We start from the raw sequence: 18,922 nt of genomic DNA on the forward strand, positions 1-18,922 counted from the left end.
GCGGGTTCGCCCGGCTCCCGCCGAATTTTTTGCCTCGGTAGCCCAGGATTCCGAACCCGTGACGCGCCGCCCAGACTTCTTTGCCTACATGCTTTTGGCGCCGGTGCATCTATTGCTGCTGGCGGTGATCGCGCTGCCTTCGCTCTATGTGCTGTGGCTCAGCCTCAATCAATCCGGCTATGGCACCAGTCTGGAATTCGTCGGCCTCGACAATTATCGCAAGATATTCGAGGACCGCTATTTCTGGCGCGCGTCGCTCAACACATTCATCGTCGTCAATGCCGTGGTCTATGCCGAAATCGTGCTGGGCCTGGCCCTGGCCGCCTTGTTCGTGCGCGGCGTGCCGTTGCCGCGGCTGATGTTTGCCATCGTGCTGATGCCCTACGCGGTTTCCGAAGTGGTCGGTGTGCTGACCTGGAAGATGCTGATGGATCCGAATTTCGGCACCATCAGCCGCCTGATCGAAGAAATCGGCCTGGGCCGCTTCAACTGGTCGGTGGCGCCTTATCAGGGGTTGACGCTGATCTCGGTGATCAGCGTGTGGCACAATCTGCCGTTCACTTTCCTGCTGCTCTATGCCGGCATGCTGGCGATCCCGCAATCGGTGTATGAAGCGGCGAAGATCGACGGCGCCACACCGTGGCAGACCTTCGTGCGCATCACCCTGCCGCTGATGATTCCCTCGATCCTGGTCGCCATCATTTTCCGGCTGGTTTTCGCCTTCCGCATCTTCTCCGAGGTCTGGCTGCTCACCAAGGGCGGTCCGGCACGCTTCACCGAAGTGCTGGCGGTCTATCTCTATCAAGCCGGTTTCCGCTTCGGTGATTTTGGCGTCGCCTCGGCCACCGGCTGGGTGATGGTGGTCGGCTCGCTGCTGATCGCCTCGATCTATCTGCGTGAGATGCATAAGCGCATGGTGAACAAGAATGCTTAAGCGGGCCGCCAATACGCTGCTGCGCTATCTGGCCTTCGCCCTGGTGGCCTTGTGGTCGGCGGTGCCGGTGCTGTTCATCGTGCTGTCGTCATTGAAGCGCGAGCGCGATATTTTCGCCTATCCGCCGGTACTGCTGTTCCAGCCGACTTTCGATCATTACGTCACGCTATGGCAGCAATGGGGCGGCTTCTTCGAAACGCTCCGTAACAGCCTGATCGTTGCCAGCGGCGCCACGCTGCTTGCGGCTTTTGTCAGCTTTCTGGCCGGTTATGCGTATTCGCGCTATTCCAGCCGCCTGCTTGCCGGCAGCGCGTTCTACATGATCGCCGTGCGCCTGCTGCCGCCGATCGTGGTTACGCTGCCGCTGTTCCCGCTGGCGGATTTCCTGGGCATGAGCGACAGCCACGCGCTGCTGATCATTCTCTATGCCACCTTCTGGGTGTCGCTGTTCACCATGATCATGAAAACCTTCATCGACGAAGTGCCGGTCGAGCTTGATGAAGCGGCTTATGTTGACGGTGCGTCACGCTGGCAGACCTTGACCAAGGTGATCTTCCCGCTGGCTTTGCAAGGCATGGCGGCGGGCAGCCTATTCGTGTTCATCTATTCCTGGAACGAGTTTCTCTTCGCCCTGATCTTCACCACCAAGCATGCCAAGACCGCGCCGCTGGTGATCAGCGAGGTGATGGGTTCGGTGGATGGTACCGCCTGGGGCGTGCTGTTCGCGGGGGTGACGGTGCAGTTGCTGCCGGTAGTATTGCTGGCGGGTTTCGCCCAGCGCTTCCTGATCGCCGGCCTTACCGCCGGCTCCGTGAAAGGCTGACAGCCATCAGAATGGAGCGGCGGCTAAATGCCGCCGCCGCCATAAAGGTCTATGTCGGCGGCTAGATGCCGCCGACCAGCAGGTATTTCATCTCACAGTATTCTTCGATGCCGTGATGCGAGCCCTCGCGGCCGATGCCGGATTGCTTGAAGCCGCCGATTGGTGCCTGTTCGGTGCCGAGCGCCACGGCATTGATGCCGACCATGCCGTATTCCAGTTGCTCGGCCAGGCGGATCACGCGGCTCAGATCGCGGCCATAGAGATAGGCGGCAAGACCATACTCACCGGCATTGGCCCGGGTGACGAGATCGGCGTCGTTGGTGAACCGGCTGACCGCCGCTACCGGGCCGAACGTTTCTTCGCGCGCGATCAGCATGTCGTCGCTGATATCGCACAGCACGGTGGGCTCGAAATAGGTGCCGCCGAGGGTTGATCTCTGCCCGCCCGCCAACAGCCGGGCCTGTTTGGTCAGTGCATCCGAGATATGGCGCTCCACCTTGTCGATGGCGCGTTCGTTGATCAGGGGGCCCTGGGTGATGCCTGCGGCATCGCCGCGGCCGAGTTGCAGCTTGGCGACTTGGACGGTGAAGCGCTCGAGGAAGGCATCATGGATGCTGGCATGCAGCCAGAATCTGTTGGCGCAGACGCAGGTCTGGCCCATGTTGCGGAATTTCGCGATCATCGCGCCTTCCACGGCGGCGTCGAGATCCGCATCTTCCAGCACGATGAACGGCGCATGGCCGCCAAGTTCCAGGCCGATCTTCTTCACGCCGTTCGCTGCCTGCCGCATCAGCTGCTTGCCAACGGCGGTCGAGCCGGTGAAACCGATGAAGCGCACGGCCGGATGGGTGCAGAATACCTCGCCGATGGCGGCGGCATCGCCGGTAATCACGTTCAGCACGCCAGGCGGCAATCCTGCTTCCTGCGCTACAGCAGCCATTGCCAGCGCCGTGAAGGGTGTTTCAGGTGCAGGCTTCAGCACCACGGTGCAGCCAGCGGCGAGCGCCGGCCCGATTTTGCGCGCCACCATGCCGGCCGGGAAGTTCCAGGGCGTGATCGCTGCCACCACGCCGATGGGCTGGCGCAGTACCAGGATGCGGCTGTCCTGCCGGTGCGATGGGATCACTTCGCCACGGATGCGGCGTGCCTCATCGGCGAAGAAATCGATATAGCCAGCAGCCGATAATACCTCGCCGCGCGCTTCGGCCAGCGGTTTGCCCTGTTCGGCGGTGAGAATCGCCGCCAATGCATCGGCCTTCTGCGCCAACAGGTCGGCGAAGCGGCGCAGCACCAGGCCGCGATCCTTCGCCACCATGGCACTCCAGGCTGGAAAGGCCGCACTGGCTGCCTCCACGGCCATTATCGCACCCGCCCCGCCGAGGTCGGGTACCGAGCCAATCACGCTGCCGTCGGCAGGGTTGCGGATTACCTGGTTGGCCTGGCCGGTCCAGGTGCCATTCACCAGGCATTGCTGGCGGAGCAAGGTTAAGTCGAGGGCGGCCATTTATTTCTCCCAGGCATGTTTAATCAGGGATGTTGCATTATGGATCCAAATTTGCAATAGTCCGCTCCGCCGAGGACGGAGCATTCTGTTCGCTTTTCCCCAGGCCGGCCCTATGGGCAAAAGAGAAAGAAAGTCGGGAAGTCATGCAGATTCGGGAATATGACGTTGTTGTTCTGGGCGCCGGCAGTGCCGGTATCGCGGCGGCCGTGGCGGCTGCGCGCAATGGTGCCCGCACCGTGCTGGTTGAGGGCGGCCCGATGCTGGGCGGCGAACTGCTCACTGGCATGACCATCGACGGCGCCATCAATGGCAAGGGCGAACAGATCATCGGCGGCGTGCTGAACGACCTGCTGGCAATCTGCCGGGAGATGGGCGGTTTCGTCGCGCCGCTGAACGATTGGCGTTTGATCCAGTATTTCGCCTATGACCCGGAGATCATGAAGATCGCCATTCCGCAGCTGGTCTACGATGCAGGCGTGGATGTGCTGCTCTACACCATGGCCGAGGAAGTGGTGCGCAACGGCGAGGAAGTCACGGGCGTGGTGGTCCGCAACAAGACCGGCCGCACGCTGCTGACCGCCAAGGCTTTCGTCGATGCCTCGGGCGATGCGGATCTATGCTACATGGCCGATGCACCGATGCTGCCCGATGAAGGCCCGGGCAATCCGCAGCCGGTCTCGATGATGTTCCGCATGGCCGGCGTCGAGACCGAGCCCTTGCTGCGCTTCGTGCGCGAAAATCCGGCTTATGTGGCCGTGGGCGAGAGCGATGCGATTCGCGGCGGCCGCACCGACCAGCAGATCGTGGACGAGATCTACAAGCAGGGTCAGCCCTGTGTGTTCCTGCGTGGCAATGGCGACTTGCTGAGCAAGGCCATCGAGCGCGGCGAGATGTTCCCCACCGCGCTGATCATGATGCAGCCAACTTCGCCGGCGCGGAAGGAAATCTGCGTCAACGCCACGCGTGTCTCATTGAAGAATCCGCTGGAGCCGGAATCGCTCAGCCTTGCCATGCGCACGCTGGTGAAGCAGGTGCGGCAATGCAGTGAATTCCTGATCCGCAACGTGCCCGGCTTCGAGAAAGCCTGCCTCTCCGGGCTGGCGCCGCGTATCGGCATCCGTGAAACCCGCCGTATCGAGGGCGATTATGTGATGACGCGCGAGGATGTGCTGGATGCGCGCAAGCGCGACGACGGCGTCGCCAAGGGCTGCCATCACGTCGATATCCACCAGGATGGCACCGGCCAGATCCGTATCCCGGTCGCCCATGGCGGTTCGTATGACATCCCGCTGCCGAGCCTGCTGCCCAAGCGGCTCAGCAATGTGGTGGTAGCGGGCCGCTGCCTGTCAGCGTCGCGCGATGCCCATGGCTCGGCGCGCGTGATGGGTGGCTGCATGGCGATGGGGCAGGCGGCGGGTTCGCTGGCGGCGATGGCCTTGCGGCAGAACCGCTCGGCCGATCTGCGGGCCGTTGGTGTCGACCGCCTGCGCGAACGGCTGCTGGAGCAGGGCGCCGTACTCGGCGGCACGGCTTAGATTTTCGCTCAGCGGCCCGCGGCTACCGGCGCACCATGCAGATTGTCGAGAACCGTAGCCTGGGTGCCGGAGTTATGCGCGGTGAGCAATGCGATAAGCTGGTTGCAGTCGCCGCGCTCGATTGCCTCCACCATCTCGGCGTGATCCTGCGCCGAGCGCTTGATGCGCATCTCGTGCAGCAGCGCGGTGCGCTGGTAGCGCTCCGAGAGATCGAACAGCGAGATGATGTTGCGCAGGATGTAGCGGTTGCGGCAGGGCTCGTACATCGCCAGGTGAAACGAGCGGTTGGCGTCCATGTACGCGTCGAGGTCCTGCGCCGGATTGATGCCGCGAAGCTGGCGCTCAAGGTCACGGATCTGGCGGCGGGTTTCCGCCGTGTAATTCGGCCAGGCCGAGGTGATCGCCCAATGCTCAACCACGCGCCGGGCGGAATAGAGCTCTTCCATGTCGTTGGCGGAAATCTCGGCCACCACCGCGCTGCGGTGCGGGTTCAGGTAGATGAAGCCGCGCTCGGAAAGCCGCTCGATAGCCTGGCGCACCGGATGGCGGCTGACATCAAGCCGCTTCGCCAGATCGATCTGATCGATCGGCGCCCCGGCCGGCAGTTCGCCGCTGAGGATGAGATGCCTGATCTCCGCCGTGGTGTAATCAGCGGTGCTTTTGTATCGCATAGCTTGCCGCATGGACTCTCCGGGGCTTCGATGGTGAGACCCTTGTAGCACAGAAGAAACTGCCCCCGGAGTCATTCTGGATCCACCATCATTGACCCAGAACTTCACCGGATGTCATAGTCTTATAATATATGGATCCATGATCCAACGGTCAGGTTTGGATTTTCTGAGGAGGCCGTGATGGCCGGCGAGTATGACTACATCATCGTTGGGGCCGGCTCGGCCGGCTGCGTGCTGGCGAACCGCCTGAGCGAGCGGCCGGAGAACCGCGTATTGCTGCTAGAGGCGGGACCGGAAGACCGCTATCCCTGGATTCACGTTCCCGGCGGCCTCTACAAGCTGGTGCATAACCCTGCCGTCGACTGGTGTTTCCTCACCGAAGCCGATCCCGGCCTGAACGGCCGGCAGATGAAATGGCCGCGCGGCAAGGTGCTCGGCGGATCAAGTTCGATCAACGGCCTGGTCTATATCCGCGGCCAGGCTGAAGACTTCGATCTCTGGGCACAGCGCGGCAATCGCGGCTGGTCCTATGATGACGTGCTGCCCTATTTCCGCCGCAGCGAAAACCAGCAGCGCGGTGCCGACGAATATCACGGCGCTGAAGGCCCGCTGCATGTCTCGGATACGGTGGAGCGCTACGAGATTGTCGAGGCTTTCATCAATGCCTGCGCCGAGGCCGGCGTGCCGCGCACCGATGATTTCAACGGCCGCCAGCAGGAGGGCGCGGGCTATTTCCAGCTGACCGCGAAGGATGGCCGCCGTTGCAGTGCTGCCAAGGCTTATCTGGCGCCGATCCGCCATCGCCGCAATCTCGAGATCGTGACCGAGGCCCTGGCGCACCGCCTGCTGTTCGAGGGGCGCCGCGCTATCGGCATCGAGTATGAGCGCCATGGCGTGATGCAGACCGCGCGCTGCAAGGGCGAGATCGTGCTTTCGGCGGGGGCGATCAATTCGCCGCAACTGCTGCAACTCTCCGGCATCGGCGATCCGGCCCGGCTCAGCCCGCTCGGCATTCCGGTTTATCGCGCCTTGCCGGGTGTCGGCCGCAATCTGCAGGATCACCTGCAGGCGCGCATGGTGCTGAAAACCAATCAGCCGATCACGCTGAATGACCGTGTCCGCTCGCCGCTGCAGAAGATGAAGATCGGCATCGACTACCTGCTGCAGCGCAAGGGACCCTTGAGCTTTGCTGCAAGCCTTGCCGGGGCTTTCGTGCGCACCGATCCGCGCCTGCAATCGCCCGATGTGCAGTTTCATTTCCAGCCCTTGAGCCTGGATAGCTACGATGGCGGACTGCATCCGTTTTCGGGCTGCACGCTCTCGGTCTGCCAGTTGCAGCCGGTCAGCCGCGGCGAACTGGCAATCCGTTCGACCGATCCGCGTCAACCACCGCGCATTGAGGCGAATTACCTCTCGGCAAAGGAGGATCGCGACGCGATGATCCGCGCGGTCCGCTTCTGCCGCCGTGTCGCCGAATCGCCCGCCATGGCGCGCCATGTCGCCAGCGAATTCCGGCCCGGTCCTGATGTGCAGAGCGACGACGAGATTCTCGGCTATCTGCGCGAGACCGCGACCACGATCTTCCATCCTTCGGGCACCTGCGCGATGGGGCAGGATGCGCTGGCCGTGGTGGATGATCAGCTGCGCGTCCACGGCGTGCAGGGATTGCGTGTCGCCGATTGCTCGATCATGCCCACCGTGGTGTCGGGCAACAGCAATGCCGCCGCCATCATGATCGGCGAGAAGGCATCCGATCTTATCCGCCAGGCGGCTTAAACAGGATAGTTCAGGAGAATAACGTGGCTTCGGTTCAGATCGATCGTGTCGGCAAGTCCTTTGGCCAGCATCGCATCCTCCAGGATGTCTCATTCGAGATTCCGGATGGCGCCTTTGTGGTGCTGGTCGGCCCATCGGGTTGTGGCAAGAGCACGCTCCTGCGTCTGATCGCCGGGCTGGAGGAAATCGGCTCGGGCCATATCGGCATCGGCGGCAAGGTGGTGAATGAATTGCCGCCGATGGAGCGCAATATCGCCATGGTATTCCAGAATTATGCGCTTTATCCGCATATGACCGTGGCGAAGAACATGGCTTTCTCGCTCAGTCTGCAGAAGGCCCCGGCTGCCGAGATCGAGCGCAAGGTCAAGCATGCGGCGGCCATTCTGGGCCTGGAGAACATGCTGGACCGCCTGCCGCGCCAGCTATCGGGTGGCCAGCGCCAGCGCGTGGCGATGGGCCGCGCCATCGTGCGCGATCCGCAAGTCTTCCTGTTCGATGAACCGCTCAGCAACCTGGATGCCAAGCTGCGGGTGCAGATGCGCACCGAAATCAAGGCACTGCATCAGCGCCTCAATTCCACCATGGTCTATGTCACCCATGATCAGGTCGAGGCGATGACCATGGCCGACTTGATCGTTGTCATGCAGGGTGGCCGCATAGAACAGATTGGTGCGCCGCTGGAGCTGTACGACAAGCCGGCCAATACTTTCGTCGCCGGTTTTATCGGTTCGCCAGCGATGAATTTCCTGTCCGGCCAGATTCAGGATGGCAGCTTCGTTACTTCAGCCGGCGTGGTACTGCCGCTCTCGGCAAACGCACCGCGCTATGCGGCAGAAGCGATCTATGGCGTCCGGCCCGAGCATATGGAGTGCGGTACCGATGGTCTGCCCTTCCTGATCGATGTCGTTGAGCCGCTGGGCAGCGAGACCCAGCTGCATGGCAGGCTCGGCGGCGATCATCTTAGCATCCTGTTGCGCCAACGCCTGACAGTGGAGGCCGGCCAGACGATCCATGTCCGGCCAATCGTTGAACAGGTGCATCTCTTCGACCGCGCCACCGGGGGCCGAATTAGCCAGGGCAACTAGTTGGCGTGCCAGTTGCTGTGTCGTGTCCAGACGCCACATATGATCGCGATGGTGGCCGGGTATCCCAGGCCAGTGTTTCACTGATGGATTTCTGAAGATCTGCTGAAGCTGCAGCCCGACAGCGCATAAGCTGGCCAGATAAATTCAGAAGCCCTGAAAGGCGCGAGCTTTCAGGGCTTTTTCTTTTTGTCGATTTTGCCGATATCATGGCCGGGACCAAGGGATGAGCACTGGCTGGAAAGACCATGATCCTGCTGGACACGATTGTCATGCGGAACAAGATCATTCTGGATGCGGACATTCAGAATGAAACCGTTCTGATGAATGCCGAAACCGGCCAATATTACACCCTTACCGCCACCAGCCGGGCGATCTGGGAAATGCTCAAAGAACCTGTCCGCGTGCGCGATCTGTGCGCAAGCCTGGCAGCCTCCTATCAGACGCCGATTGATACGGTTCAGGCCGATACGCTGGAATTCCTGGGCTATCTGGCGGCGCAGAGCATGATTATCGGCACTGCCGGCCCGGCTGAAACCAGGGAGAGTGGTGTGGTTGGATAAATTTTCCACAGCTGTAATATATATGGAATAAGACACCATTTATGGTGTATATGTATTTTAAGTGCATATCTATGCATGCTGAAGGGCTGCGGCTTGTGCCGTTCAATCAGCCTGTAAAAGCGATGGATGACTCTGATGCAGCAGCAGCAAGACGGTCAGACCGAGGCTCTGCCTAGCCGAATGCCGCCAGCTACTACCCGTCCGGTATGGGTGGCGCCGATGCGTTCGATTGCGAAATTCTCGATTGCCGAATTCACGCGCTATGAAGGAAATCCGGGTACGGACGGCACGCCCACGGCCCTGTCGTGAATTCGGACCGGGGACTGCGGCTCAGCTGGATGCTGCTTCCCATCAAGCGCCAAGCCGCTGTCCTCTGAAGTGCCCGGCCCGGATTGCCTGGGCATCCTGCGGTTTGCCCAAGCCTTTCTCCTTCGGGCGCAACTAGCATGACGCATTTTCGTGGATATGTTGCTTTCGAAGCGGAAGAGCAGACCCGCGATGACCGCGCGCGGGCGGGTTCGGCTTTCTTCGATGCCGGGCTGCCAAAGCCGAGAATCTGGTCTGATGACATGGCGGCCCTGGCCCTGGCGCAGCGCAGGGTCACCGAGGAGGATTACCGCGAGCGCCAGCCGGTTCCGGATGGGGCGGGCCGGGTCATTCTTTTCAGCGGTTATCTGTTCGAACCGGCCGAGGTTATCCAGGCCCTGCACCTGGCGCCCGAGGCGACGGATTCGGAAGTCGCCGCTGCCTGGCTGGATCGTCATGGCTTCGATGGCCTGCAGCGGCTCAAGGGGGATTATGCCTTCGCGCTGTGGGATCCCCGGAAACGCCAGGTGGACATGGCTGTGTCGCCCATGGCGATGCGCGTCGTCTACTGGCATGCCCGGCCGAAAGGTTTCTGGTTCGCCACGATTCTCAGCGCCCTGCATCAATTTCCGGGCGTCCCCAAGGAACTCGATCCGCTGCAGCTGGCGCTGTATTTCAGTGTCCACATCGCCGATCCTGCAGATACGCATTACAGGAATATCCGCCTGCTGCCGCCCGGCACTCATCTGACTGCAACGGCACAGGGTGTTCGCGAGCGGGCCTTCTGGCGGCCGGATCCGAACCGCCGCCTGCATTTGCCGAAACCGCAGGATTATGCCGAAGCCGCGCTCGAACTTCTCGATCGGGCCGTGAAGGTCCGCCTGCGCGGCCGCCGGATACCCGGCGTGATGGTTTCGGGCGGGCTCGACAGTTCGTCGGTTGCTGCGTCTGCCGCGCTGCATGCTTCACCAGCCCTGGTGCAGACCTATACGGCAGTGCCGCAGCCGGGCCAGATAATCGAAGGGCGGGCCGGCTGGTACGATAGCGAGCAGGAGAAGGTCGAGGCTCTGGCTGCGCGCTATCCCAACCTGCGGCCCGGCTTCTATCATTCCGATGGCCCCGTGGGCTTCGAGGACGACCCCACCCCCTTCTTTGCCATGGGGGGGCGGACCTTCTTCCTGTCCAATCACTTCGGCTGGTTCGATCCCACCTACCGCGCGGCCCGCGCCGATGGGCATGATGTGCTGCTGATGGGCTCGATGGGCAATATGTGCCTGAGTTTCGACGGGCTGCGTGGCATGAGCGATTTTGCCCGCGCCGGACGCATCGACAAGCTGCTGCGCTTCGCTGTTCCGGCCATCCGCTATCGCGGCGGTTCGATCTGGCCTCATCTGAAGACCCATATCCTGCTGACGGCATTGCCGCCGAAGCTGCGGGACAGTCTGTGGCGGCTCAAGCATCGCGGAAAGCATGCCTGGGCGCGGACATCTGCCATGCGTCCGGAATTTGCCCGTGCAATCGGCTTCGATGAGGCGCTGTGGGCCGCCGGTGAAGACGGGATGTTTCTGCACCAGACCGATAGCCGGCAGCTCCAGGCGAATTTCCTGCATAACCGCCGCACCCGGAATCTGGAGATGTGGCTCAGCCTGCGCGCCTATTACGGGATTGAGCAGCGCGACCCCTTTGCCGACCCGGATCTCGTCGATTTCTGCATCGCCGTACCGCGCGAGCAATATCTCTGGGGCGGGCGTACCCGCAGCCTGATACGGCGCGCGCTTGCCGGGCGGCTGCCGTCAATCATCGTCGATGACCGCAATATCGGTCAGCAGAATCCGGAATGGTTCGCCCGCATCACCGCGCAGCGGGGCAATTTCGCTGCCGAGATCGAACGCCTGGCCAATGTGCCCCTGGCCGCGGACATGCTCGATCTGCCGCGCCTCAAGCAGATGATCGAGCAATGGCCAACTGATGCCGAGGCGGCAAAATCACGGCGCTTCGAGTATGAGCATATGCTGCCGCGTGCCATCCAGAATGGCCGCTTCATCCGTTGGAGCGAGGGCGGCAACAGCTGAAGCGCCAGGTGCAGGCATCGGCGCTGTTCTCAATCGGCATCATCTTCGCCCAGGTAGCCCAGGCGCCGCATGGCCGGGCCATGATCGGACTCGATCCGGGCGATCTGGGCGGCGGTCAGCCGGTCGCGCCAGCCCTGCACGCGGCCTTCACCGAAGAATCCGCGTGCGCCGGGCCACTCGATGAAGCCTTTCGCCGCTTCCTGTGCGCGCAGAATCTCAAGCGCCGTGGCGGCGACGGCTGCCTTTATCGCCGTCTGATCAAGCGGCAGCCGCAAGGCTGCCAGAACCACCGCAAAGGTGGCTTCAGGTTCCGCCCGCAAAGACTCATATGAAATGACATGAACCGGGAAGGATGCCGGCTGATGCCAGCTTTCGACATGCTGGTTCCAACTGCCCCATATTTCGGGCAGGCGTGGCCTGAGCCGGCGGCGCGACTGGTTCATCACCTGGTCGCGCGTTGCCATCAGGTCTATTGCTTCATCGATACTGCGGTCGATATGGCGGGCAAGCGAAAGCGCCACATCGCGGGGATCGCGTACCAGATAGATCGCACCCAGGGTGGCGCCGCCATGGCCTGAAGTCCCGGGCTCGGCAATAACGGCTCCTGCCGCTGGCAGGCGGATGTCATGGGTTTTCAGATAGGCGGGCCGCGTCAGCGTCCTGGCCCAATTCTGCAATGCGGTCAGCCGCCAGGCGGCGATTTCCGCATCGGTCAGGTCCGATGCCGCCAGGCCGATGGCCTCGTCGAACTGGGCGCGGTCGCTGATATGCCCGTCATCTGAAGTCATGCTGTTGATGTCAACGGCTGCACCGCCGGCGAAATAGGAATGGAGCAGCAGCCGCAGCCAGGTGTTTCCCGATTTCGGGTAGGAGGCGAGCCAGTAGATTCCGGTCATTCCGGGGCTGCCGTCATGAGCGCGTGTATCCCGTCGACCAGCACCGGAAGATCGGCGAAATCCTCGCTGCGGCCCAGTTCGAAGGCCGGCACAGCTTCAAGCAGCCGCGCCATTGCCGTGAACATCGCCGCCTGCCGGCCCAGCGCCAGACCCAGCCGCCAGCGATGCACCAGATCATAGCGCCGCAGCGCCTCCACGCCGCCCAGCAGGCGCGGCTGGCGCCGCTCTGGCACAGGCTCGGGGCGCAGAAAAATGATCCGGGCAGGGGCCAGCGCCTCCGTCCGGAAATGCGCCGTGGTCATAGGAACGTGGTATTTCTGCAATGCCGCCCGGCTGCGCTCCAACCCCTCGACGGCGATCTGAAGCTGCTCGGCCGTATCCTGCCACAGGTTCAGGCGCGGAAATGCGGGTAGGATTTTCGGTGCTGGCCCGCTGGTTTCCAGCGCGCATAGATCATCGCTCAGCAGGCGATGACCCTGGCCGGCAAGGGCTGCTGCCAATGTCGATTTGCCGGCTCCCGAATGACCTGACAGCAGCAGGGCGCGCCCGTTGATTTCCACGGCGCTGGCATGCAGAGGCAACAGCCCGCGCTGGAAGCACAGGATCGCCAGAACCGTTCCGAGCAGAAAGACGCGAATATCGGGTGCCGTTTCCGCCAGCACCGGCTGCACGATCACGCGCTTTCCCGCCTCCACCCAGTATGTCGCAACCGCCGGGATGGCGATGTGCACGCCGCCCGGTCCAAAGTGAGTGGCTGGGCTGATGTGAATGGCGGGGCTGAATTGCGTCGAGTGCGAGTCCGGGGGCGGTACCGTGCCGATCTCGACCATCACATCGGGCGTGCGGTCGTCGCCCTGCCATGGCAGAAGTTCTGCTAGGGGCAGGCTGCTGCGCAGGCGCCAGCCAAAGAGTTGATAGTCATTCATGCCGTCCGGCCAAACAGCGAATCCCGCATGACTTCAGGTCTCGCACCGGACGTCCTTTTATCACATCCTGGCGATGATATGCGGATCATCGCTGAAGCGATCCATGGGGTCCAGCATCATTTGCACGCTGGTATGCCGGCTTATTTGAAGCCCGCTGCCGCGCAATGCGGAATCTGCTAGGCTGCCGCTTGGATGTGCCGTCCGCCGGTGCGCTGTTCGTGGGTGGCGGAGTCATGGCCGCGACGGGGATTGAATGAGCCAGATACCCATTGCCGATGCGGTACCTCCTGCACTTGTCGAGCGGCTCACGCACCCTGCCATACTCGAACAACTGCTGGCCGGGCTGGATGCGCGCCTTGTTCCAACGGATCGCCTTGGCCTGCATCGCCGGGCCAGCCTGCTGCGTGGCCTTGGGCGCCAGGCCGAGGCCACGGCAACCTATCGTGCTCTCCTGGCCCTTGATCCCGGTGATCTGGCGGCAAAAGCCGGGATGGCGATTCTCGTGGGCGAACCGCTGCCGGCCGATGCGTCCGGCCCAGCGCCTTTCGTGCATCTGCACAACATGCTGTCTGCCGAGCAGCAGCAGGATCTCTGGCGGGTGCTGGAAGAGCAGAAGGCTGGTCTCCAGCCGGCCGGGGTTTACGAGGGCGGCGCGATCCCCCGGGTCGATGAAGCGAAGCGCATTGCCCAGCGCCTCGATCAGGCCGGCATGGTGCGTGCCTGGTTTCTGCCCTGGCTGGAAGATCTGATGGCGCGCACCGACATTCTGCCGCGGCTTGGTCTTGCCGGCTTTGCGGTGGGGCGGCGTGAATTGCAGGTTACAGGCCATGGCCATGGTGGCTTCTTCAACATCCACAAGGATGCTTCAGCCGATCCCGCCTCGCCATCCTGGGCACGGCATGTCACCTTCATCTATTATTTCCACCGCGAGCCACGCCGGTTTACCGGCGGCGACCTGCTGCTATTCGATGCGTCTGGAAAGGTTCAATCCGGTGGTGATGATTTCAGCTTCACCCGCATCGACCCGACCCATAATTCCCTGGTCTTCTTCGAGTCGAACCGATTCCATACGGTAACGCGGATTGACTGCCCGTCGGCTGATCTGCTCGACGGGCGCTGGACAGTGAATGGCTGGCTGCATCGCAATTAAGTGCTGGCCTGTAGCCGCTCGCGTATCGCCAGACCCGCGCCGGTAAAGCCCTGCGCGGCAAGCCGGCCATCGATCTCGTCGATCAGTAATTCGAGCGCCGCGGGACTCTCCGCCTCGGCCCGTGCCACCAGGATCGGCTGCGTGTTGGAAGCGCGCAGCAGCCACCAGCCCCGCTCATGCCGCACCCGCACGCCATCCAGGGTGATCATGTTGGCGCCATCGCGCAGCAGATCGGCGCGCAAGGCTTCGATCAGACTGAATTTGCGCAGTTCGCCACATTCCAGGCGCACTTCCGGGGTGTTGTACAGGCGCGGCAGGCTTTCGCGCAGCTTGCGTGCGCCGCCTGGAGTCGCGGCTGCCAGATTAAGGAAGCGCAAGGCGACATAGAGCGCATCGTCGAATCCGTAATAGCCGTCGGCGATGAAGATATGCGCACTCATTTCGCCGGCCAGCGGGCTTTTCTCTTCCAGCATCTTGCGCTTGATCGGTGCATGTCCGGTATTCCACATCACCGGCCGTCCGCCCAGGCGATGGATTTCATCGAACAGCATCTGGCTGGATTTGACATCGAAGATGATCGGCGCCCCGGGATGGCGCGGCAGCACATCGCGCGCCAGCAGGGCCAGGATCTGGTCGCCCCAGATGATGCCGCCGCCTGCATCGACAATGCCGATGCGGTCGCCATCGCCATCGAAGGCGAAGCCGATATCGGCCTGCTCGTCTGCCACCAGGGCCTGAAGCTGACGCAGATTTTCCGGCACCGTAGGGTCGGGATGATGCGCCGGGAAGCGGCCGTCGATCTCGGCATTGATCAGGCAATGCCGCCCGGCCAACTTTGCTGCCAGCGCCGAGGCGACTTCACCGGCGGCGCCGTTGCCTGGATCCCAGGCGATGGTCAGCGGCCGATCCGGTTTGGCATCGCGCAGCAGCCGCGCCACGTAGTCACCGAAAACCGGCTGCTGCCGCAGCAGGCCCGGGGCTGCCTGGTGCCAGGCGGCAGACGCGGCGATGATACCGATCTCCTGGATGCCGGGGCCGAAAAAGGGCTGCCGCCCGAGCATGAACTTGAAGCCGTTGTGATCCGGCGGATTATGCGAACCGGTCACCATCACGCCGGCATCAGCGTCCAGATGGTGGACCGCGAAATACAGCATCGGCGATGGTCCGCGTCCTACCAGCAGCACATCGAGCCCGGCGGCACGCAAGCCATCGCCCAGCGCCTCGGCCAATTGCGGCGAACTCAGCCGACCGTCATAACCCAGCGCCACCCGGCGGCCACCCGCGCGGGCCACAATGCTGCCGAAAGCCTGGCCGATGGCGCGCGCATCCGCAGTTTCCAGCGTATCGCCCACAATGCCGCGGATATCGTATTCACGCAGGATCTGCGGCGAAAGGAGATGTGCGCTAGACACGTCCGAAATCATCCTCGAAGCGGATGATGTCATCCTCGCCGAAATAGCTGCCGGTCTGTATTTCTATGACGCGCAGCGGCGTGTCACCGGGATTCTCCAACCGGTGCTTCATGCCCGGCGAGATATAGGTCGACTCGTTCTGCCGCACCAGGAACACCTTGTCGCCCTGGGTAACGCGCGCGGTGCCGCTCACTACCACCCAATGCTCGGCACGGTGCTCGTGCTTTTGCAGTGACAGGCTGGCGCCTGGCGCGATCAGCAGATGCTTCACCTGATAATTCACGCCGGCATCAACGACGCGGAACGAGCCCCAGGGGCGATGGCTCTGCCGGCCCTGCTTCACTTCGGGATGCTCGCGGCGCTCCAGTTCTTCCACCAAGCCCCGGATATCGGCATGCGGATCCAGCGGCGCCACCAGCACGGCATCCTCCGACGCCACCACCATCAGGTTGGAGATGCCGGTGACCGCCACCAGCGGGCCTTCGCTATGCAGCAGCAGATTGCTGCTGCCTTGGGCATGCACATGGCCCTGCAGCAGATTGCCATCGGTATCGGATGCGCCGCCCTGCCAATGCGCGAACCAGGTGCCGATATCGCTCCAGCCGGCATCCAGCGGCAGCATGGCGGCTCGGGCCGTGCGCTCCATCACCGCCGTGTCGATGGCGCCGGCGGGGCAGGCGAGGAAAGCATCGGCATCGATGCGGCAGAAATCGAGGTCGCGATGCCAACCCTGCAAGGCGGCGCGGCAGGCGGCCAGGATGGCGGGAGCATGGCGCTCCAGCTCGGCCAGGAAGCTGCGTGCCGAGAACAGGAAAATGCCGCTATTCCAGTAGAAGCCACCTTCGCGCAGCAAGGCTTCGGCGCGCGCACGCGCCGGTTTCTCGATGAATTGCGCGACCTGGTGGAAGCCGGTCTCGGCGCCGGGCAGGGGTGTGCCGGCCTGGATATAGCCATAGCCGCTTTCCGGTGCATCCGGCCGGATGCCGAAGGTAACCAGCCATCCGGCGCGCGCTACCGGTGCCGCCCGCCGCACGGCATCGAGCAGGATTTCCGGTTGCCGTATCATGTGATCCGAAGGCGCGACGAGCAGCAGCGGATCGGCAGCAGGATCGCCACGCAGGCTGGCCAGGGCGGCCAGGGCGGCGCTGGCGGCAGTGCCGCGTCCGGCCGGCTCCAGGATGATCTGGTCCATGGGCTGCCCGGCTTCCTGCAATTGCGCGGCGGCCAGGAAGCGGTGCTCGTTGTTGCAAAGATACCAGGCAGGTGCAAAGCCAGGGCCGGTGAAACGCCGTGCCGTGGCCTGCAGCAGGGTATCCTCGCCATGCAGTTTCAGGAACTGCTTCGGCTTCGACTCGCGCGACAGCGGCCACAGCCGCTTGCCGCTGCCGCCACACAGGATCACGGGAACAATCGGATCAGCCAGAGTCATGCGCGAACCGGTGGTCAGTTACATACAGCGGAAGTGAAGCGGACAGGAGCGCAGCCAGGCCGCTGGCAGGCGGGCGGCTGGTCTGACCCTGAGCCGAAGCTAATTCATCTTGCCGCCCTGGTGAAGCTCCAGCCGCTGCATGGCGGCATCCCGGCGGGGCTGCCTGCTGGCTTGAATCCGGCCTGTTCTGCCACCCTTCCAGACGATGCCTGCATTGCCGCGCGGGATTGGGAAATGCTGTGCTGCAATGCCACGGGGGATGCAAGCCTGCCAGCCGGATCCCGGCTATCTCACGCAGTTCGATCTGCTGCTGCGGAATCGCGCGCTGCGATAAGCCCGTTTAGTCTTCGGGACGTCAATTAACGAACCGCCGAAAGCCGGCTGTCTTGCTCCTGCCGCTGCGGCACGGAGGCTTGCGAGGCCAGGGCGGCGGTCAGCAGGCCAATCAGCACGGCCTGGTCATGCCCCAGGCTGTAGCTGACGCAGTAGACCAGGATGCTGACAATCAGGGCCACGGCAACCGAGGGGTCCAGGCCGTCTGTCGGTATCCCGGCGCGCTGCAAAGCGAATGCCCGGCGCAGCAGGCTGGCGAAGAAAGCCAGCATCGGCAGCAGGCCGATCAGGCCGCTATTGAGGAATATCTCTACATACATGTTGTGGGGCGAGAAGATGATGCTCGCGTTGCCGATCTGGCGCTCATAGCCGACGCCGAAGCCGCCGCCAAAAAGAATGCGGAACGGCCCCTGCGCGATTGCTTCCCCAACCAGGATACGCCAGCCCTCGATACGCCAGATGGCAGTGCTCTGTCTGGCATCAAGCGGCTCGCTGATCGCCTGGGTCACGGCAGGTGTCAGGAAATCCTGGCCCGCCGCCAATCCGGTGAGCCAGAGAATTGCGACAATGCAGACCACGAGCGCACCCACCGGCGCCAGCCGTGCGAAGTAGCGCAGGTTTGTCTGTGCCATCGCAATCGCCCCGGCGATGAAGGCCAGCCATGTTGTGCGGTGATACTGCAGGAACATCATGATGATGAGGGCAATGGTCAGCAGGCGCATGAACAAGGCCCCCTTCATGGCGGCCCAGCCACCCAGGCAGATAAGGGCTGCCTGGCACATGACCATGGCGGCGCCGGCCACGATCACGCGTTCCGACGCATAGGCGTTATAGGTGCTATAGATACCCATATTGCTGGCTTCGACTACGAAGTCGCTTATTAGGGAGGGGTCGATCTTGGCCAGCAGGCTGTAGGCCATGATGATGGTGGCGGCTCCTACCCAGATGATGGCGGCGCGGCGGATATCGGCAGCCGACAGGTGGAACGTCATCAGGTAGAGGGCTATCGCGGACAGATAGAAATGCTGGCGATAGAAGTTGAGTGCGGTTGCCAGGCCATAGATCGTGCTGCCATACAGCGCGGCAACACCCCAGCAAATACTGACAAGCAGCCACCAGCGCACCGAGACATCGATCTGGCGAATGGCGAAAAATCTCAGGAGGGCGGCGGCAACGGCCATCACGGCGATGGCATCCGTCAGGCGCAGCATCAGGTTATCTACTTCGATGCCTACATCCAGGCCGAAATATGTTTCCACCATGGCGCTGGCCAGCACCAGCACCATCATCGGTTCCCAGCGCAGGGTTATGATCACGGCGAAGAGGGCTAGCCCGACTGTGCCGAAGATGATGGCAAAGTCAGTCAATTCCATGCCGGCCTCGCAATGCGGCGGCGGTAAGGCGTCGCTTGTGTCATCGGCCCTCTGTTTGCCACGCCCTCGCCAGGTGCCGCTACGTCGCGGCAGCCGGCGCCTCAGCCAGGCTGGGCGGCGGAATGACGTCGGCAGAG

General features: G+C 62.8%; 16 protein-coding genes. 9 read left to right on the plus strand and 7 right to left on the minus strand.

What is annotated here, in order from left to right:
- The first annotated feature begins 58 nt into the window (after positions 1–58).
- Together ACQY7X_RS09100 and ACQY7X_RS09105 are read left to right on the plus strand one after the other, a co-directional pair.
- On the plus strand, positions 59–934 hold the full coding sequence (locus ACQY7X_RS09100; RefSeq protein WP_428249590.1) for a carbohydrate ABC transporter permease: 876 nt from the start codon (positions 59–61) through the stop codon (positions 932–934).
- Positions 927–1,757, plus strand: a complete 831-nt coding sequence (locus ACQY7X_RS09105; protein WP_428249591.1) for a carbohydrate ABC transporter permease — start codon at positions 927–929, stop codon at positions 1,755–1,757. The genes ACQY7X_RS09100 and ACQY7X_RS09105 overlap by 8 nt, the downstream gene beginning before the upstream one ends.
- A 61-nt stretch (positions 1,758–1,818) precedes the next feature.
- Here the strand turns inward: ACQY7X_RS09105 and ACQY7X_RS09110 are convergent, their stop codons facing one another.
- Positions 1,819–3,261 carry an NAD-dependent succinate-semialdehyde dehydrogenase gene (locus tag ACQY7X_RS09110; RefSeq protein ID WP_428249592.1) on the minus strand — a complete coding sequence of 481 codons (1,443 nt, stop codon included), beginning with the start codon at positions 3,259–3,261 and terminating at the stop codon, positions 1,819–1,821.
- Positions 3,262–3,404: 143 nt separating this feature from the next.
- On the opposite strand from ACQY7X_RS09110, the gene ACQY7X_RS09115 reads away from it, so the two are divergent.
- Entirely contained in the window at positions 3,405–4,796 is a 1,392-nt protein-coding gene (locus tag ACQY7X_RS09115) for an FAD-dependent oxidoreductase (protein WP_428249593.1), read from the plus strand.
- Positions 4,797–4,804: 8 nt separating this feature from the next.
- On the opposite strand, the gene ACQY7X_RS09120 is transcribed toward ACQY7X_RS09115, so the two are convergent.
- Positions 4,805–5,467 carry a GntR family transcriptional regulator gene (locus ACQY7X_RS09120; RefSeq protein ID WP_428249594.1) on the minus strand — a complete coding sequence of 221 codons (663 nt, stop codon included), beginning with the start codon at positions 5,465–5,467 and terminating at the stop codon, positions 4,805–4,807.
- Positions 5,468–5,647: 180 nt separating this feature from the next.
- Between ACQY7X_RS09120 and ACQY7X_RS09125 the strand changes: the two genes are divergently transcribed.
- From ACQY7X_RS09125 to ACQY7X_RS09145, 5 genes are all read left to right on the plus strand, one after another.
- Positions 5,648–7,243, plus strand: a complete 1,596-nt coding sequence (locus ACQY7X_RS09125) for a GMC family oxidoreductase (RefSeq protein ID WP_428249595.1) — start codon at positions 5,648–5,650, stop codon at positions 7,241–7,243.
- Between the two features lie 23 nt (positions 7,244–7,266).
- Positions 7,267–8,328 (plus strand): ABC transporter ATP-binding protein, encoded by a 1,062-nt coding sequence (locus tag ACQY7X_RS09130; RefSeq protein ID WP_428249596.1) that lies wholly within the window; start codon positions 7,267–7,269, stop codon positions 8,326–8,328.
- Between the two features lie 245 nt (positions 8,329–8,573).
- A complete protein-coding gene (locus ACQY7X_RS09135; protein ID WP_428249597.1) occupies positions 8,574–8,888 on the plus strand; it encodes a PqqD family protein in 315 nt (104 codons plus the stop codon).
- A gap of 135 nt (positions 8,889–9,023) precedes the next feature.
- Complete coding sequence (locus tag ACQY7X_RS09140) at positions 9,024–9,197, plus strand: hypothetical protein (RefSeq protein ID WP_428249598.1); 174 nt, start codon at positions 9,024–9,026, stop codon at positions 9,195–9,197.
- Positions 9,198–9,334: 137 nt separating this feature from the next.
- On the plus strand, positions 9,335–11,266 hold the full coding sequence (locus ACQY7X_RS09145) for an asparagine synthase-related protein (RefSeq protein WP_428249599.1): 1,932 nt from the start codon (positions 9,335–9,337) through the stop codon (positions 11,264–11,266).
- Positions 11,267–11,295: 29 nt separating this feature from the next.
- On the opposite strand, the gene ACQY7X_RS09150 is transcribed toward ACQY7X_RS09145, so the two are convergent.
- Both ACQY7X_RS09150 and ACQY7X_RS09155 read right to left on the minus strand, forming a co-directional pair.
- Complete coding sequence (locus tag ACQY7X_RS09150) at positions 11,296–12,162, minus strand: sulfotransferase domain-containing protein (RefSeq protein WP_428249600.1); 867 nt, start codon at positions 12,160–12,162, stop codon at positions 11,296–11,298.
- Entirely contained in the window at positions 12,159–13,088 is a 930-nt protein-coding gene (locus ACQY7X_RS09155; protein ID WP_428249601.1) for a serine kinase, read from the minus strand. The genes ACQY7X_RS09150 and ACQY7X_RS09155 overlap by 4 nt, the downstream gene beginning before the upstream one ends.
- Positions 13,089–13,341: 253 nt before the next feature.
- On the opposite strand from ACQY7X_RS09155, the gene ACQY7X_RS09160 reads away from it, so the two are divergent.
- On the plus strand, positions 13,342–14,238 hold the full coding sequence (locus tag ACQY7X_RS09160) for a 2OG-Fe(II) oxygenase (RefSeq protein WP_428249602.1): 897 nt from the start codon (positions 13,342–13,344) through the stop codon (positions 14,236–14,238).
- On the opposite strand, the gene pgmG is transcribed toward ACQY7X_RS09160, so the two are convergent.
- The 3 genes from pgmG to ACQY7X_RS09175 form a co-directional block, all read right to left on the minus strand.
- A complete protein-coding gene (gene pgmG, locus ACQY7X_RS09165) occupies positions 14,235–15,650 on the minus strand; it encodes a phosphoglucomutase/phosphomannomutase PgmG (protein ID WP_428249603.1) in 1,416 nt (471 codons plus the stop codon). The two genes, ACQY7X_RS09160 and pgmG, sit on opposite strands and share 4 nt — an antisense overlap.
- Entirely contained in the window at positions 15,643–17,079 is a 1,437-nt protein-coding gene (locus tag ACQY7X_RS09170) for a mannose-1-phosphate guanylyltransferase/mannose-6-phosphate isomerase (protein ID WP_428249604.1), read from the minus strand. Before ACQY7X_RS09170 ends, pgmG begins: the two co-directional genes overlap by 8 nt.
- A 359-nt stretch (positions 17,080–17,438) precedes the next feature.
- Positions 17,439–18,785 carry an O-antigen ligase family protein gene (locus ACQY7X_RS09175; protein WP_428249605.1) on the minus strand — a complete coding sequence of 449 codons (1,347 nt, stop codon included), beginning with the start codon at positions 18,783–18,785 and terminating at the stop codon, positions 17,439–17,441.
- Positions 18,786–18,922: the final 137 nt, after the last annotated feature.

Source organism: Ferrovibrio sp., from assembly GCF_965278975.1.
Classification (GTDB): Bacteria; Pseudomonadota; Alphaproteobacteria; order Ferrovibrionales; family Ferrovibrionaceae; genus Ferrovibrio.

Bases quoted from the DNA above. Each gene is read 5' to 3' on its own strand.
- ACQY7X_RS09105 (WP_428249591.1), top strand. From the start codon at position 927: ATGCTTAAGCGGGCCGCCAATACGCTGCTGCGCTATCTGGCCTTCGCC.
- ACQY7X_RS09150 (WP_428249600.1), bottom strand. From the start codon at position 12,162: ATGACCGGAATCTACTGGCTCGCCTCCTACCCGAAATCGGGAAACACC.
- ACQY7X_RS09145 (WP_428249599.1), top strand. From the start codon at position 9,335: ATGACGCATTTTCGTGGATATGTTGCTTTCGAAGCGGAAGAGCAGACC.
- ACQY7X_RS09170 (WP_428249604.1), bottom strand. From the start codon at position 17,079: ATGACTCTGGCTGATCCGATTGTTCCCGTGATCCTGTGTGGCGGCAGC.
- ACQY7X_RS09120 (WP_428249594.1), bottom strand. From the start codon at position 5,467: ATGCGATACAAAAGCACCGCTGATTACACCACGGCGGAGATCAGGCAT.
- ACQY7X_RS09135 (WP_428249597.1), top strand. From the start codon at position 8,574: ATGATCCTGCTGGACACGATTGTCATGCGGAACAAGATCATTCTGGAT.
- ACQY7X_RS09140 (WP_428249598.1), top strand. From the start codon at position 9,024: ATGCAGCAGCAGCAAGACGGTCAGACCGAGGCTCTGCCTAGCCGAATG.
- ACQY7X_RS09115 (WP_428249593.1), top strand. From the start codon at position 3,405: ATGCAGATTCGGGAATATGACGTTGTTGTTCTGGGCGCCGGCAGTGCC.
- ACQY7X_RS09175 (WP_428249605.1), bottom strand. From the start codon at position 18,785: ATGGAATTGACTGACTTTGCCATCATCTTCGGCACAGTCGGGCTAGCC.
- ACQY7X_RS09160 (WP_428249602.1), top strand. From the start codon at position 13,342: ATGAGCCAGATACCCATTGCCGATGCGGTACCTCCTGCACTTGTCGAG.
- ACQY7X_RS09155 (WP_428249601.1), bottom strand. From the start codon at position 13,088: ATGAATGACTATCAACTCTTTGGCTGGCGCCTGCGCAGCAGCCTGCCC.
- ACQY7X_RS09125 (WP_428249595.1), top strand. From the start codon at position 5,648: ATGGCCGGCGAGTATGACTACATCATCGTTGGGGCCGGCTCGGCCGGC.
- ACQY7X_RS09110 (WP_428249592.1), bottom strand. From the start codon at position 3,261: ATGGCCGCCCTCGACTTAACCTTGCTCCGCCAGCAATGCCTGGTGAAT.